Origin of the sequence: Pseudomonas sp. B21-015 (assembly GCF_024749285.1) — a bacterium.
In the GTDB taxonomy this organism is placed as follows: Bacteria; Pseudomonadota; Gammaproteobacteria; order Pseudomonadales; family Pseudomonadaceae; genus Aquipseudomonas.
On sequence record NZ_CP087196.1, the window covers coordinates 4,380,063 to 4,393,745 of the forward strand.

General features: G+C 60.0%; 12 protein-coding genes and 1 pseudogene. 4 read left to right on the forward strand and 9 right to left on the reverse strand.

Annotated features, from left to right (window positions below; translation table 11 throughout):
- Nucleotides 1-510 precede the first annotated feature (510 nt).
- Nucleotides 511-948: a hypothetical protein gene (locus LOY38_RS19980; RefSeq protein WP_258696725.1), complete on the reverse strand. Its 438-nt coding sequence runs from the start codon at nt 946-948 to the stop codon at nt 511-513.
- A gap of 104 nt (nt 949-1,052) precedes the next feature.
- Here LOY38_RS19980 and LOY38_RS19985 point away from each other — a divergent pair, with 104 nt between their 5' ends.
- A complete protein-coding gene (locus LOY38_RS19985; protein WP_030128421.1) occupies nt 1,053-1,490 on the forward strand; it encodes a universal stress protein in 438 nt (145 codons plus the stop codon).
- Nucleotides 1,491-1,604: 114 nt separating this feature from the next.
- Here the strand turns inward: LOY38_RS19985 and LOY38_RS19990 are convergent, their stop codons facing one another.
- Nucleotides 1,605-3,527: an ATP-binding cassette domain-containing protein gene (locus LOY38_RS19990; RefSeq protein ID WP_258696726.1), complete on the reverse strand. Its 1,923-nt coding sequence runs from the start codon at nt 3,525-3,527 to the stop codon at nt 1,605-1,607.
- Nucleotides 3,528-3,739: 212 nt separating this feature from the next.
- Here LOY38_RS19990 and LOY38_RS19995 point away from each other — a divergent pair, with 212 nt between their 5' ends.
- Nucleotides 3,740-5,668, forward strand: a complete 1,929-nt coding sequence (locus tag LOY38_RS19995; protein ID WP_258696727.1) for a transglycosylase SLT domain-containing protein — start codon at nt 3,740-3,742, stop codon at nt 5,666-5,668.
- 118 nt (nt 5,669-5,786) lie between these two features.
- Here LOY38_RS19995 and LOY38_RS20000 read toward each other — a convergent pair whose 3' ends face one another.
- The 4 genes and pseudogenes from LOY38_RS20000 to LOY38_RS20015 all read right to left on the reverse strand — a co-directional run bounded on the left by LOY38_RS20000 (nt 5,787) and on the right by LOY38_RS20015 (nt 8,688).
- Nucleotides 5,787-5,975: a Fic family protein gene (locus LOY38_RS20000; protein ID WP_408980637.1), complete on the reverse strand. Its 189-nt coding sequence runs from the start codon at nt 5,973-5,975 to the stop codon at nt 5,787-5,789.
- A 142-nt stretch (nt 5,976-6,117) separates the two neighbouring features.
- Nucleotides 6,118-6,516, reverse strand: a complete 399-nt coding sequence (locus tag LOY38_RS20005; protein WP_258700764.1) for a type VI secretion system amidase immunity protein Tai4 — start codon at nt 6,514-6,516, stop codon at nt 6,118-6,120.
- A gap of 29 nt (nt 6,517-6,545) precedes the next feature.
- A pseudogene (locus tag LOY38_RS20010) lies at nt 6,546-6,875 on the reverse strand (T6SS effector amidase Tae4 family protein); the annotation flags it as partial.
- A gap of 25 nt (nt 6,876-6,900) precedes the next feature.
- Entirely contained in the window at nt 6,901-8,688 is a 1,788-nt protein-coding gene (locus LOY38_RS20015) for an ABC transporter transmembrane domain-containing protein (protein WP_258696728.1), read from the reverse strand.
- Between the two features lie 258 nt (nt 8,689-8,946).
- Between LOY38_RS20015 and LOY38_RS20020 the strand changes: the two genes are divergently transcribed.
- Complete coding sequence (locus LOY38_RS20020) at nt 8,947-9,126, forward strand: PA1571 family protein (RefSeq protein WP_258696729.1); 180 nt, start codon at nt 8,947-8,949, stop codon at nt 9,124-9,126.
- Nucleotides 9,127-9,312: 186 nt separating this feature from the next.
- On the opposite strand, the gene pdxB is transcribed toward LOY38_RS20020, so the two are convergent.
- Complete coding sequence (pdxB, locus tag LOY38_RS20025) at nt 9,313-10,455, reverse strand: 4-phosphoerythronate dehydrogenase PdxB (protein WP_258696730.1); 1,143 nt, start codon at nt 10,453-10,455, stop codon at nt 9,313-9,315.
- A gap of 242 nt (nt 10,456-10,697) precedes the next feature.
- Between pdxB and LOY38_RS20030 the strand changes: the two genes are divergently transcribed.
- Complete coding sequence (locus LOY38_RS20030; RefSeq protein ID WP_258696731.1) at nt 10,698-12,107, forward strand: MATE family efflux transporter; 1,410 nt, start codon at nt 10,698-10,700, stop codon at nt 12,105-12,107.
- Here the strand turns inward: LOY38_RS20030 and tusA are convergent.
- Together tusA and rlmM are read right to left on the reverse strand one after the other, a co-directional pair.
- Nucleotides 12,104-12,355, reverse strand: coding sequence for a sulfurtransferase TusA (tusA, locus tag LOY38_RS20035; protein ID WP_007907805.1), 252 nt, complete (start codon nt 12,353-12,355; stop codon nt 12,104-12,106). The genes LOY38_RS20030 and tusA overlap by 4 nt on opposite strands.
- Nucleotides 12,356-12,540: 185 nt before the next feature.
- The gene (gene rlmM, locus LOY38_RS20040; protein ID WP_018925308.1) at nt 12,541-13,614 is read right to left on the reverse strand and encodes a 23S rRNA (cytidine(2498)-2'-O)-methyltransferase RlmM; all 1,074 of its coding nucleotides are present in this window, start codon (nt 13,612-13,614) and stop codon (nt 12,541-12,543) included.
- Between the last annotated feature and the right edge of the window lie 69 nt (nt 13,615-13,683).

Genomic DNA, 13,683 nt, shown 5'->3' on the forward strand with positions numbered 1-13,683 from the left:
TACACGTCGGACGCAAGCGACTGGCTCGGCAGGGACGTTTATCGTCGATGCTAACGCCAATTCACCCGGCACACCCGCCAACGCGATAGTCGGGATTCTGTAGGAGCGGTGTGTAATACAAACGCTCAATTCATACGCCCGTTTGATTTGGGTACGTCACCTTCACGGAATTTCCGACAATTGTCAATCGCCCAAAACACTGGTTGAAACGCGACTTTCCAGTCACTTCCGTACCACGAAGACCTGCAACACGCGGATGCCCGCGAGGCCATTCATAGAATCAATAGTTAGAAAAGTCGCCCTAATTACCGGCGGCCTGTGTTTAACAAGCTACGCTGGCGGGACTCTGAAGAAAAAATTTGAACGCTTTTGGCGAATGCCCAGCGTAAGATCAGTGCCACAAAGAATTACCGGCCTGCCTGGCCAACCCCAGCCCGATGATGATGTCGGGCTTTTTATTGCCTCTGTAGCCGCTGCCGAGCCTGCGAGGCAGCGGCTACAGATCGGGTTTCAAGCGAGTGCTTTGAGCGTGGCGTCGATCTGTTGCAGAACCTCGGCCTCACCCTTCTCGCCCCAATACAGGGCAATCATTTGCTTGTCCGCCTCGATCTTGTAGACGTTGGCAGGCAATTTTTCGAAATGATTCAGCAGCGCTCCATCCTCGCAGACCTCCTGCCACTGATTGACCCACACCCCCGGCGCTTTCTGCCAATAGCTCCAGCACGCCGGCTGAGTGCCACGGCGCGGCCGATGGTACTGGGCGCAAGGGCTCGGCGGCTCCTGGCTCAGCCAGTGCGGCCACTCCTGGGGCGCCAGTTGCATGGCAAGGCCAATGCGCCGCGCCTCCATGCGCAGGGCCATGCGCCCGCTCTGGCCACGAGACGGACGCAACCAGGCCAGTGGGCTCAGCACCACCAACAGGATTGACACCACTATCCAGACCGTCATATCTGTACTCCCGATTCTTGATGAGCCCATTGAGTCACTCTGAAACCAATGCGCTTGAAACCAGCCATACTTACCAATATTGCAATCCTCAGGAGGAGCACCTCATGCCCTACCACCATATTCTGGTCGCTGTAGATCTAACCGAAGAGTGCGATCCTGTAATCCACCGCGCTCGCGAACTCTCGGTGAGCAATGGCGCGAAGCTGTCCCTGGTGCATATTGTCGAGCCGATGGCCATGGCCTTTGGCGGCGACGTGCCGATGGACCTTTCCCAGTTGCAACAACAACAGTTCGATCAGGCCAAGGAGCGCCTTGAGCGGTTGATCGTGAAATACCCGGAACTCTCCAAGGAATACAGCCACTTGACCTACGGCCAGCCGCGCCAGGAGATTCACCACCTTGCCAAGGAACAAACCTGCGACCTGATCGTGGTGGGCAGTCATGGTCGGCATGGTCTGGCGCTGTTGCTGGGCTCCACCGCCAACGACGTACTGCACGGCGCGCCTTGCGATGTGCTGGCGGTGCGCCTGATCAAAAGCTGACAACCCATACCCTGCTCGCTCCCACAGGGGATCTAACGCAGCCAACAGATCGAGCTCCATACGAAAAGCCCGGCGCTCATCACTGAACGCCGGGCTTTTTTATAGCCGGATCAATCAGGCATCCAGTTCGGCCCAGCGCTCGACCATCACGTCGAGTTCAGCCTGCAATTGCTCGAGCTGAGCGATCACCGCAGCCGTCTCGGCAGGTGGACGCTGATAGAAGCCGGCATCCGCCATCTGCGCTTCAACCAGCGCGATCTGCTGCTCCATGGCTTCGATCTGGCCTGGCAAGGCTTCCAGCTCACGCTGCAACTTGTAGCTGAGCTTCTTTTTCGCCACCGGCGCCGGGGCTTCCACCGCAGCGACTGGCGCAGGCTCGGCCGTCACGACGGCAGAGTTCAGGTCGGCCTTGCCGGATTTGCTCTCGGTCACGCCCAGCAGGCGCGGCGAGCCGCCCTGACGCAGCCAGTCCTGATAACCACCGACGTATTCGCGAACCTTGCCTTCACCTTCGAAGACCAGGGTGCTGGTGACCACGTTGTCGAGGAATGCCCGGTCGTGGCTGACCATCAGCACGGTGCCATTGAAGGTCAGCAAGACCTCTTCCAGCAGCTCAAGGGTTTCCACGTCCAGGTCGTTGGTCGGTTCGTCGAGCACCAGCAGGTTCGCCGGCTTGCTGAACAGTTTGGCCAGCAACAGCCGGGCACGCTCACCACCGGACAGCGCCTTGACCGGCGTACGAGCACGCTGCGGGCTGAACAGGAAGTCGCCGAGGTAGCTCAGCACATGGCGGCTCTGACCATCGATGTCGATGAAGTCACGGCCTTCGGCCACGTTGTCGATCACGGTCTTTTCCAGGTCCAGCTGATGGCGCAACTGGTCGAAGTAGGCCACGTCGATGCGCGTCCCCTCTTCCACTGCGCCGCTGGTCGGTTGCAGACCGCTGAGCATCAGTTTCAGCAACGTGGTCTTGCCGGTACCGTTGGCGCCGAGCAGACCGATGCGGTCGCCGCGCTGCAGGACCATCGAGAAATCCTTGATCAGGAACGGACCGCCCGGGTGAGCGAAACTCACGTTCTCGAGCACCATCACCTGCTTGCCGGACTTGTCGGCGGTATCCAGCTGGATGTTGGCCTTGCCGGTACGCTCACGACGCTCGCTACGCTCGACGCGCAGGGCTTTGAGTGCACGGACACGGCCTTCGTTACGGGTGCGACGCGCCTTGATGCCCTGGCGGATCCAGACTTCTTCCTGGGCCAGTTTCTTGTCGAACAGCGCGTTGGCGGTTTCTTCAGCGGCCAGTGTGGCTTCTTTGTGCACGAGGAAGCTGGCGTAATCGCCGTTCCAGTCGATCAAGCCGCCGCGATCCAGTTCCAGGATGCGGGTCGCAAGGTTCTGCAGGAATGAACGGTCGTGCGTGATGAACAGCACAGCGCCCTGGAAATCCTTCAGCGCTTCTTCGAGCCAGGCGATGGCACCGATGTCCAGGTGGTTGGTCGGTTCGTCGAGCAGCAGCAGGTCCGGTTCGGAAACCAGAGCCTGGGCCAGCAGGACGCGGCGACGCCAGCCGCCGGACAATTCGGCGAGGGTTTTGTCGGCCGGCAGTTGCAAGCGGCTCAACGTGCTGTCGACCAGTTGCTGCAAACGCCAGCCATCGCGGGCTTCGAGGTCGTGCTGGACGTGCATCAGTTTGTCCAGATCGGCGTCGGTAACGATGTTCTGGCTCAGGTGGTGATACTGCGCGAGCAGCTCGCCAACACCGTCCAGGCCTTCGGCAACCACGTCGAACACGGTCCGCTCGTCGGCTACCGGCAATTCTTGCGGCAATTCGCCGATCTTGAGACCAGGCGCACGCCAAACGGAGCCGTCATCAGGCTTCTGGTCGCCTTTGACGAGCTTCATCATGCTGGACTTGCCAGTGCCATTGCGGCCGATGATGCACACCCGCTCACCACGGGCGATCTGCCAGGACACCTTGTCCAACAACGGCATAGCGCCGAAAGCAAGGGACACATCGCTGAATTTGAGCAGGGTCATGAGCTTCTCCAAAAACCGGGCGCGCATTCTACCTGACTTGAGGCTTCAGAAGGCCGGCAATTTCGCTGTGACAACACTCTGACTAATAATTGTTGCGAACTTGTGCCGCTAGCCCGGCAAAGCTTTCACCGGGTGCTGGCAAAAGGCTAAGCTACAGATATCAAGTGCCGGCGTTGCCGGCACATGTCACGATTTCTCTGCCCGGACGTACCATGCGCAGTCGCCTTTTCAATCTTTTTTCATGTTTGCTTCTTACCGCCGCTGCCGTTCAATCCGCCCAGGCGGTAGACCTGTCTACCCAACGCCAGTATTACGACGAAGCCAAGCGTGCCTTGGCCAAGGGCGATTCCGGCCCTTATTTCCGTTATAGCCAGGCGCTCAGCGATTATCCGCTGACCCCCTACCTGGCTTATGACGAACTGACCGCGCGGCTGAAAACCGCGAGCAATGCCGAAATCGAGAACTTCCTCGCCGAACACGGTGACCTGCCGCAAGCCAACTGGATGAAATTGCGCTGGCTGCGCTGGCTGACCGAACGCGGCGATTGGGCGACCTTCGTCAAATACTATGATCCCAAGCTCAATTTCACCGAACTGGACTGCCTGAACGCGCAGTATCAGATCAGCCATAACCGCAAGGCTGAAGGCTACGTCAACGCCGAAAAGCTCTGGCTGAGCGGCAAAACCCAGCCCGAGGCATGCGATGCAGTGTTCGGCATGTGGGCCGCCGATGGTCAACTGACTGAACAGAAACGCTGGGAACGCACCAAACTCGCCGCCCACGCCCGCAACTACCCGCTGGCCAACAGCCTGATCAATGGCCTGACAACCCTCGCCCCGCGCGGTCGTCTGCTGGTGGATGTGGCGCAGAAACCCGAGCTGCTGAATCAGCCGTCGCGCTTCATCCCGGCCGATGAGCCGATGTCCGACATAGTCAGCCTTGGCCTGCGCCGCCTGGCTCGTCAGGATCCGGACAAGGCCATGGCCCTGCTCGACGGTTATGCCAGCAGCATGCACTTCTCCCGTGACGAAAAAGTCGCGATCGCCCGGGAAATCGGCCTGACCCTGGCTCGACGTTTCGACAGCCGCGCGCTGGACGTGATGACCAAATACGACCCGGAACTGCGGGACAACACCGTTTCCGAATGGCGCTTGCGCCTGCTGTTGCGTCTGGCCCGTTGGGACGACGCCTATCAGTTGACCCGCCGCCTGCCTCAGGACCTGGCCACTACCAATCGCTGGCGTTACTGGCAGGCTCGCAGCCTGGAGCTGGCGCAGCCGCAGAATCCGCAAGCGCAGACGCTTTACAAGAACCTGGCTCACGAGCGCGACTTCTACGGTTTCCTGGCGGCCGATCGCTCACAGTCATCCTATTCGCTGAACAACAAACCGCTGGTGCTCAGCCAGGCGCTGATCAACAAGGTTCGCAATACCCCAGGTGTGCGCCGCGCGCTGGAGTTCCATGCCCGCGGGCAGATCGTCGACGGCCGCCGCGAGTGGTACCACGTCAGCCGGCACTTCAGCCGTGATGAAATGGTCGCCCAGGCGAAACTGGCCTACGACCTGAAATGGTATTTCCCGGCGATCCGCACCATCAGTCAGGCGCAGTACTGGGACGATCTGGACATCCGCTTCCCGATGGCCCACCGCGAAACCCTGGTGCGCGAAGCCAAGGTCCGTGGACTGCACTCGAGCTGGGTATTCGCCATCACCCGCCAGGAAAGTGCCTTCATGGACGACGCCCGCTCCGGCGTCGGCGCCAGCGGCCTGATGCAACTGATGCCCGTCACCGCCAAGGAAACCGCGCGCAAGTTCAGCATTCCGCTGGCCTCGCCGCAGCAGGTGCTGGATCCGGACAAGAACATCCAGCTCGGTGCCGCTTACCTGAGCCAGGTGCACAGCCAGTTCAACGGCAACCGCGTCCTTGCCTCCGCCGCTTACAACGCCGGCCCCGGCCGCGTGCGTCAATGGCTGCGCGGTGCCGATCACCTGAGCTTCGATGTGTGGGTAGAAAGCATCCCGTTCGACGAAACCCGCCAGTATGTGCAGAACGTGCTGTCGTACTCGGTGATCTACGGCCAGAAACTCAATTCACCGCAGCCGCTGGTGGATTGGCATGAGCGCTACTTTGACGATCAATAACCGGTAAGGCCGGTTATGCAGGAGCTTGCCGAAGGCTGCGCTCTTTGCTTTGAGACGTAAACGAAAATGCCCGCATCAATTGATGCGGGCATTTTTTTGTGTCCATCCAGTTCAATCTTCACCGCGTCGCGGTCTGCTTGCCAAGTTCGGTCAAACGATACCTTTGAGCCGGACTATTGGGCGAATCGGGATTCGTCATTTCAATCAAATTGGCGGCCAGTGCCGGTTTGAGATAGTTAGTTCGGAAGGTCGCCTGCTGCCGATCTCTTATCTTAAATGGAGCAAAACGGCTGAGGCCATCGGAGATCTTCGGGGGCTGCCGGGTTTCCTATGTTGCCCCGGTCTTGCACACCTGCGCACAGCCGCCACCCCAATTTGCAGCCGAGCGGGTGGAGATGGCCGTGAGAGTGTAGGAGCTGTCCCAGATACCCGGCGCCAGGATTAACGTTTCACTTGCCCTGCCTGTAAATCCGATTGGGGTGGATAACCAGACGCTTGACCTGTGCATCCAACTCGTTGCTGTGATACAGGTCCAGGCATTTCAGCAAATCGAAACGCACGCCCTGGACTTCCGACTCGACCAGCGGGTTGTGATAGTCACGCGCCAAGTAACGATCCACCTGGGTCTTGATCGCGTCGGGGGCCTTTTCCAGGTCGTACTCGGTCCAGTCGCGCAATGCGCTGATGCTGCTTCCTGCGTCAATGGCTGCTGACTTGTCCTCCTTGTAGGCGTTCGCAATGCAGGTCGCGAGCACCATGTCTTTGTAATTCTGCCCGTAGGTACGTGCACTGGCCTCCGGGGATATACCCCCAGTGTCTTTCGCATAACCAACGGAGGCCAGCAACATGAGTGGCAGGATGCCCAATAGAACCTTCTTCACAGCAATCTCCAGAAGTTCGCACGGTCGGTGCGATAGTTCGCGCCGGGTTCGTTGAAATAGCAGTGGTCGTAGCAAGTACTGCCGTTGAACAGCGTGGCATGCCCCTGGGCATCCCACCAACCCTGCACTTCAAACAGGATCACCCCCTTCTTGCCTCTCAGGGCTCCGCCACCCGAGGGTGGATACTGCACGACTTCAGCTTTGCCCCAGCGTTGTTCCAGAACGGCAATAAGGTTTTTGACGCGGAAGAAGTACTGGGACTTGTCGGCACCGGACACGGTTTGCCCCGGCACACTTGGAATTTTCAGACCTGCCTGGTTCAGGATATTGTACCGGGGCGCCAGCAGCGCCTTACGCTCGCAGATCGGTTTCAACCTTGCCATCATTGAACTGCAACGCCGCCAGCCGCGCATACAGCGCATTACTCGCAATCAACTCCTGATGCGTTCCCACCGCCACCAGTTTCCCTTGGTCCATCACCGCGATCCTGTCGGCGTTTTTCACCGTGGCCAGTCGGTGGGCGATGACCAGTGTGGTGCGGTTTTTCATCAGGCTGGGCAGGGCTTGCTGGATCAGGTGCTCGCTCTGGGCGTCGAGGGCGCTGGTGGCTTCGTCCAGCAACAGGATCGGCGCGTCCACCAGCAGCGCCCGGGCGATGGCCAGGCGTTGGCGTTGCCCGCCGGACAAACCAAGACCTGCGTCGCCGAGGTGAGTCTGGTAGCCGTTGGGCATTTGCTCGATGAAGTCGTGGGCGTAGGCGATTTTCGCCGCTTCCTGAACCTGGGCCAAGGTCGCCTTCGGGTTGCCGTAGCGAATGTTCTCTTCGATGCTGCCGAAGAACAGCGTCGGGGTTTGCGAGACGAGGGCGAAGCAGCGACGCAGGTCCAGAGGATCGAGTTGAGTCAGCGGCACACCGTCCAGCAGGATGCGTCCTTCGGCGGGGTCGTAAAAACGCAATAGCAGGTCATACACCGTCGACTTGCCAGCACCGGACGGCCCGACCAAGGCAAGGGTTTCGCCGGCGTTGATGGTCAGATTCAAGCCATCGACGGCATAGCTTTCAGGACGCGACGGGTAGGAAAAGCGCACATCGTGCAGCACCAGATTACCCTTCACCCGTTCAGGCAACGTCACCAGACCTTGGGTCGGTGGCTGGATGATGTTTTCTGAACGCAACAACTCGGCAATACGTTCCGCCGCCCCTGCCGCTCGCTGCAGTTCGCCGATCACTTCACTCAACGTGCCGAAGGCGCCGCCCACGATCAGGCTGTAAAAGACGAACGCCGCCAATTCACCCGCGGAAATCCGCCCGGCGATGACATCCATGCCGCCCACCCAGAGCATCACCCCGACCGCGCCCAACACCAGCACGATCACCAGGGTAATCAGCCAGGCCCGCTGGAAAATGCGCTTGCGGGCGGTGTTGAAAGCCTCTTCCACGGTCGTGGCAAAACGCTGTTCGTCCTGGACCTGATGGTTGTAGGCCTGCACGGTTTTGATCTGACTCAGGGTTTCGGAGACATAGCTGCCGATATCGGCGATCCGGTCCTGGCTCAGACGCGACAGGGTGCGCACCCGACGCCCGAAAATCAGGATCGGCGCGACCACCAACGGCAACGCGACCACCACGATGCTGGTGAGTTTGGGGTTGGTGATAAACAGCAAGACAATCCCGCCGATCACCATCAGCCCATTACGCAGGAACAGCGACAGCGAAGAACCGATCACCGACTGCAGCAGCGTGGTATCTGCAGTCAGACGTGACTGGATTTCGGAGCTGCGGTTGTCTTCATAGAACCCCGGATGCAGGTAGACCAGATGGTTGAACACCCGACGGCGGATGTCCGCGACAACGCGTTCGCCGATCCACGACACCAGGTAAAAACGCGCAAAGGTGCCGATTGCGAGGCCGACCACCAGCAGCATGAACAGGGCAATCGATTGGTTGAGCAAATGCGGCGATCGGGTCATGAAACCCTGATCCACCAGCAGGCGAATCCCCTGTCCCATGGACAAGGTGATGCCGGCCGTGACGATCAACGCCAGCAAGGCGCCCAAGGCCGGCCAGCGATAAGGCGTGATGAAACGGGTGGCCAGGCGAATGGCGCGGCGGTGACGGGCAGAGAGCATGAAGATCATCCGATGGCACAACTCATGACTTTAACCTGATCAAGCCTACACCGGTCGACAGGATTGAACGCTGTAAATCACAATGAGTCGGGTTAATTATGACCGCCAAGACTAGTGGCTAGAGATTATTGGTCTAAAGTCCAGGTGGAAACATCAGGGTATTTCTGATGGACTGAAGAGGCCGACCTGAAAGATCGCAGGGAATTGTCACAGCCCGGTCACTTGGCGGTTTTACAGTAAGCACACAACCTGATGAGGAGACAGGCCATGTCCTTGCAAAACAGCAGCGATGACAAGATTCAAGTGATCCGCACACAGCCAGACCAGTCTCTGGGTTGCTCGATGATCGATGAGGAAGGGCGCGAAGTACCGATCACTGAAAACATGATTCAGGACGCTTGCCGCGAACTGGAAAAGCGATTGGTCAAGCCTGTCGAACAAAAGTGATATAGCCACCGTCTTCTTGACCCGGCCTTGTTGGCCGGGTTTTTTATGGGCTTTATCCGGGAACGGCGGCGCGCCCCATCGCGAGCAGGCTCGCTCCCACAGTAGATCTCCACTGAATACAGATTTGCTATACGACTGAGATTAAGTGTGGGAGCGAGCCTGCTCGCGATGGGGCCAACTCGATGTTCAGACAGCCGAAGCCCCCAAAGCCGCCACAATCCGCTGCAACGCCGGCGAATCCCCTTCAATCCGCACCTTCGACCCATCGATTTCACGTCGCCGCGGGTAATGTTTGCGCAGCGCATCGAACGCTGCACGCTGCTCGCTCAGATTGCCTACAAGGCTGCGACGGAAATCCGCGTCGTCGCGGCGCGGGTCGTACACGCCACGGCATAACATCGCCAGCGCCCAGGCCGGATCGGTATCGGCATTCAACGTCACGGCCGACAGCCATGGCGCTGGCAGCAAATCGCTCAGGCTGACCTGTTCCGGTTGCCCAAGGAACTTGCAAAACGCCTGATAGATCTGCGCCGTCCCGCGCTGCTTGCCGTCGAGGCTGTAACCGGCAATGTGCGGCGTCGCGATGACACACAACTCCGCCAGCGCTACATCGACCTCAGGCTCAGCCTCCCAGACATCCAGCACCGCTTGCAGGTCTTCACGTTGCAACAGCACTTGGCGCAGGGCGGTGTTATCCACCACCGGGCCACGACTGGCGTTGATCAACCAAGTGCCGGACTTGAGTTGGTTCAACCGTTTTTTATCGAACAGATGCCAGGTTGCCTGAGGGCCTTGCTTGTCCAGCGGCGTGTGCAGGCTGATGACGTCGCATTGCTCGATGATCTGCTCGAGACTGACGTAATCGCCCCCTTCAGCGGCTTGCCGGGGTGGATCGCAAACCAGCACGTTCCAGCCCAGGCCTTGCAGAACCCTGACCAGCCGCCCGCCGACTTCACCGGCACCGACCACGCCGTAGGTGCGCTGAGTCAGGTCGGCGCCTTCGATTTCGGCCAGGGTCAGCAGGCTGCCCAGCACGTAATCGACCACCCCCCGGGCATTGCAGCCCGGCGCGCTGGACCAGGTGATGCCGGCCTGCTGAAAGTAGTCCAGATCCAGGTGATCGGTCCCGATGGTGCACGTGCCGACAAAACGCACCTTGCTGCCTTCGAGCAACGCGCGGTTGACGTTAGTCACCGAGCGCACCAGCAGCACATCGGCCTGCTCGACAGTGGCGCGGTCGATGGAACGTCCCGGCACTCGGCGGATTTCACCGAAGCTTTCAAAGAAAGCATCGAGCAGCGGGATATTTTCGTCGGCAACAATCAGCATGGCAGGCTCCTTTGGCGGACCGGCAGTTTAGGCGCAGATGACCGTGATGGGCCAGCAGGCATTGTTCACCTTAAATGTGAAGGGGCCACTCATCCTGCGGGAGAGGGCTTGCCTGCTCCCACAAGGGTCTCAAACACCGCAAGCAACCATTTACAAATCCGCAACACAGGATTTTTCCTGACCACGGCGTCAAGGCGTAGAATGCGCCGCCTCGCGCATCAAAACCCTTTGGACGTTTCGCCTTGAATTCCGTGACTGACCGCCCCTCCGCTATTTCCCTCACCCGCCCGGCCCGGGTTCGCCTGGAGCTGAAAAACCTGCTCGGCCTGGCGTTGCCGATCATGATCGCGCAACTGGCGACCACCGCCATGGGCTTCGTCGATGCGGTGATGGCCGGTCGGGTCGGGCCTCGCGACCTGGCGGCCGTCGCACTGGGCAACTCGATCTGGGTGCCGGTGTTTCTGCTGATGACCGGCACACTGCTGGCCACCACCCCGAAAGTCGCCCAGCGCTTCGGCGCCGGCACCCACAGCGAGATTGGCCCGATCGTACGCCAGGCCTTGTGGCTGGCGCTGGTGGTGGGTTTGATGGCGAGCGGCATGCTGTTCAGCGCCGAACCAATCCTGCACATCATGAAGGTCGACCCCGAGCTGATCGGCCCGTGCATGCAATACCTGCACGGCATCGCCAGCGGTCTGCCCGCCGTCGCGTTCTATCACGTGCTGCGTTGCTTCAGTGATGGCCTGGGCCGCACCCGCCCGGCCATGGTCCTTGGCCTGTGTGGGTTGGCGCTGAACATTCCGCTCAATTACATCTTCATCTACGGCCATTTTGGTGTGCCGGCCATGGGCGGTGTCGGCTGCGGCTGGGCCACAGCCATCGTGATGTGGGTGATGGCGTTGGGCATGGCCGGCTGGGAGCGCTGGGCGCCGGCCTATCAGTCGAGTGAGTTGTTCAGCCGTTTTGACTGGCCGCAGTGGTCGGTGATCAAGCGTTTGCTGGGCATCGGTTTGCCGATTGGCATCGCGGTGTTTGCCGAGTCGAGCATCTTCGCCGTGATCGCGTTGCTGATCGGCAGCCTCGGCGCCACCGTGGTCGCCGGGCACCAGATTGCCCTGAATTTCAGCTCGCTGGTGTTCATGATCCCCTACTCCCTGGGCATGGCCGTGACCGTGCGGGTCGGCCAGGCACTGGGCCGTGAAGAACCACGGGAAGCACGCTTCGCCGCCGGCATCGGCATGGGCACTGCGCTGGCGTACGCCTGCCTGTCGGCGAGCCTGATGCTGTTGCTACGCGAACCCATCGCCGCGATCTACACCGCCGACCCGACGGTGATTCACGTGGCCGCGATGCTGATTGTGTACTCGGCGCTGTTTCAGTTTTCCGATGCGATTCAGGTGACGGCGGCCGGTGCGCTGCGGGGCTATCAGGACACTCGGGTGACGATGATCCTGACGTTGTTCGCGTACTGGGGAATTGGTTTGCCCGTGGGTTACGCCCTGGGCCTGACCGATTGGTTCGGCACGCCGAGCGGCCCGAGCGGGCTGTGGCAGGGTTTGATCGTCGGCTTGAGTTGCGCGGCGCTGATGCTGTCGATCCGCCTGGCGCGCAGCGCACGCAAGCGGATCCGCCTCAATCGTTCGGCCGGTTAAGCGAGTTTCTTGCGAATCCAGTAGAGGTAGGTGCCTGCCTCTTCGTGCTGTGCGACCAGTTCGTGGTCGAGAAACACGCAGAACTTGGGAATGTCGCGACGGGTCGACGGGTCGGTAGCGATCACCTTCAGCAAACCGCCGGGCACCAGGTCGCGGATGTGCTGGTGCAACATCATCACCGGTTCCGGGCAATTGAGACCGGTAGCGTCGAGGGTGCCGTCTACCGGCGTATCGATCATTTCACTCATGGTTTACTCCTGAAACTTGCCGGCATTGTCGCGCATTGTCGGGTGTCTAGTCACTGACAGCTGATCGTTCCCACGCTCTGTGTGGGAATGCATCCCGTGACGCTCTGCATCACATCCAAAGGCGGAACGCGGAGCGTCCCCGGCGGCGTTCCCACGCAGAGCATGGGAACGATCGGCACACAAAGTCAGCGGGACTTGGGTTTCTTTACGTCGAGCCGGCGCAAATGGCAGGTCACTTCTTCACGGTCGTGATACAGCTGCTTGCAGCCGATTTCAACCCGAATACCCCGCGCCTTGAACCCCTCGGCAATACGCTCCAGCAAGCGCTTCACTTCGGCATAACGCTGCTTCATCGGCAGCTTGAGGTTGACCACCGCTTCCCGGCAATGCCCCTCGCCAATCCATTCTTCCAGCATCGCCGCGTTGCGCGCCGGTTTCTCGACGATGTCGCAGACCATCCAGTCCACCGGCTGCTTGGGCTTGAAGGTGAAACCGTCGGCCATCAAGTGTTGAACCAGACCAGTGTCCATCAGGCTTTCGGCCATCGGGCCGTTGTCGATGGCGGTCACCAGCATGCCACGATTGACCAGTTGCCAGGTCCAGCCGCCAGGGGCGGCGCCGAGGTCGACACCGGTCATGTCGCTATGCAGGCGCTCGTCCCACTGGTCGCGGGGGATGAAATGGTGCCAAGCCTCTTCCAGTTTCAACGTCGAACGGCTCGGCGCTTCACGGGGAAACTTCAGGCGTGGAATGCCCATCGGCCACATCGCCGAATTGTTCGACTCCGCCAGGCCCATGAACACTTCGCGGCCGCTCTTGAAGGTCAGCAGCAGCCGCGGTTTGTTGGGGTCTTCCACCAGTTTGCCGGCCGCCATCAGTGCCTTGCGCAGGTGAACTTCGAATTTTTTGCAGAAGTTCGACAGTTCTTTGCCATCGTTGGTGTCGACCATTTCCAGCCACAGGCTGCCACACAGCGGGAAGTCCGCCATGTGCGCAAGGATCACGCTGATGCGATCAGTTTCCGGCAGATCAATAAAGATTCCACGGGCCCACTGACGCGGGAAGATCAGGTCGGCGAAACGCTGGCCACGCATCAGGCGTTCGGCGCCGTCTTCTTCGGTGCAGATAAATTCGGCATAGGCGCTGGCGGTCTTGGCCTTGGCATAACCGGCCACGTTCAGCCGCGCGGCATGTTCGGAAATCTCGGAACAGACTTCGCCTTCGAAGCCCGGCCGGCAATGCATAAAGAGGGTGTTCATTCTTACTCCTGGGCAGTTGGCGGAAAAATTGCGCCACTGCGCGATGCCCAGACTTGCGTTGAAGCAAAG

Bases quoted from the DNA above. Each gene is read 5' to 3' on its own strand.
- LOY38_RS19980 (WP_258696725.1), bottom strand. From the start codon at position 948: ATGACGGTCTGGATAGTGGTGTCAATCCTGTTGGTGGTGCTGAGCCCA.
- LOY38_RS19985 (WP_030128421.1), top strand. From the start codon at position 1,053: ATGCCCTACCACCATATTCTGGTCGCTGTAGATCTAACCGAAGAGTGC.
- LOY38_RS19990 (WP_258696726.1), bottom strand. From the start codon at position 3,527: ATGACCCTGCTCAAATTCAGCGATGTGTCCCTTGCTTTCGGCGCTATG.
- LOY38_RS19995 (WP_258696727.1), top strand. From the start codon at position 3,740: ATGCGCAGTCGCCTTTTCAATCTTTTTTCATGTTTGCTTCTTACCGCC.
- LOY38_RS20005 (WP_258700764.1), bottom strand. From the start codon at position 6,516: ATGTTGCTGGCCTCCGTTGGTTATGCGAAAGACACTGGGGGTATATCC.
- LOY38_RS20015 (WP_258696728.1), bottom strand. From the start codon at position 8,688: ATGATCTTCATGCTCTCTGCCCGTCACCGCCGCGCCATTCGCCTGGCC.
- LOY38_RS20020 (WP_258696729.1), top strand. From the start codon at position 8,947: ATGTCCTTGCAAAACAGCAGCGATGACAAGATTCAAGTGATCCGCACA.
- pdxB (WP_258696730.1), bottom strand. From the start codon at position 10,455: ATGCTGATTGTTGCCGACGAAAATATCCCGCTGCTCGATGCTTTCTTT.
- tusA (WP_007907805.1), bottom strand. From the start codon at position 12,355: ATGAGTGAAATGATCGATACGCCGGTAGACGGCACCCTCGACGCTACC.
- rlmM (WP_018925308.1), bottom strand. From the start codon at position 13,614: ATGAACACCCTCTTTATGCATTGCCGGCCGGGCTTCGAAGGCGAAGTC.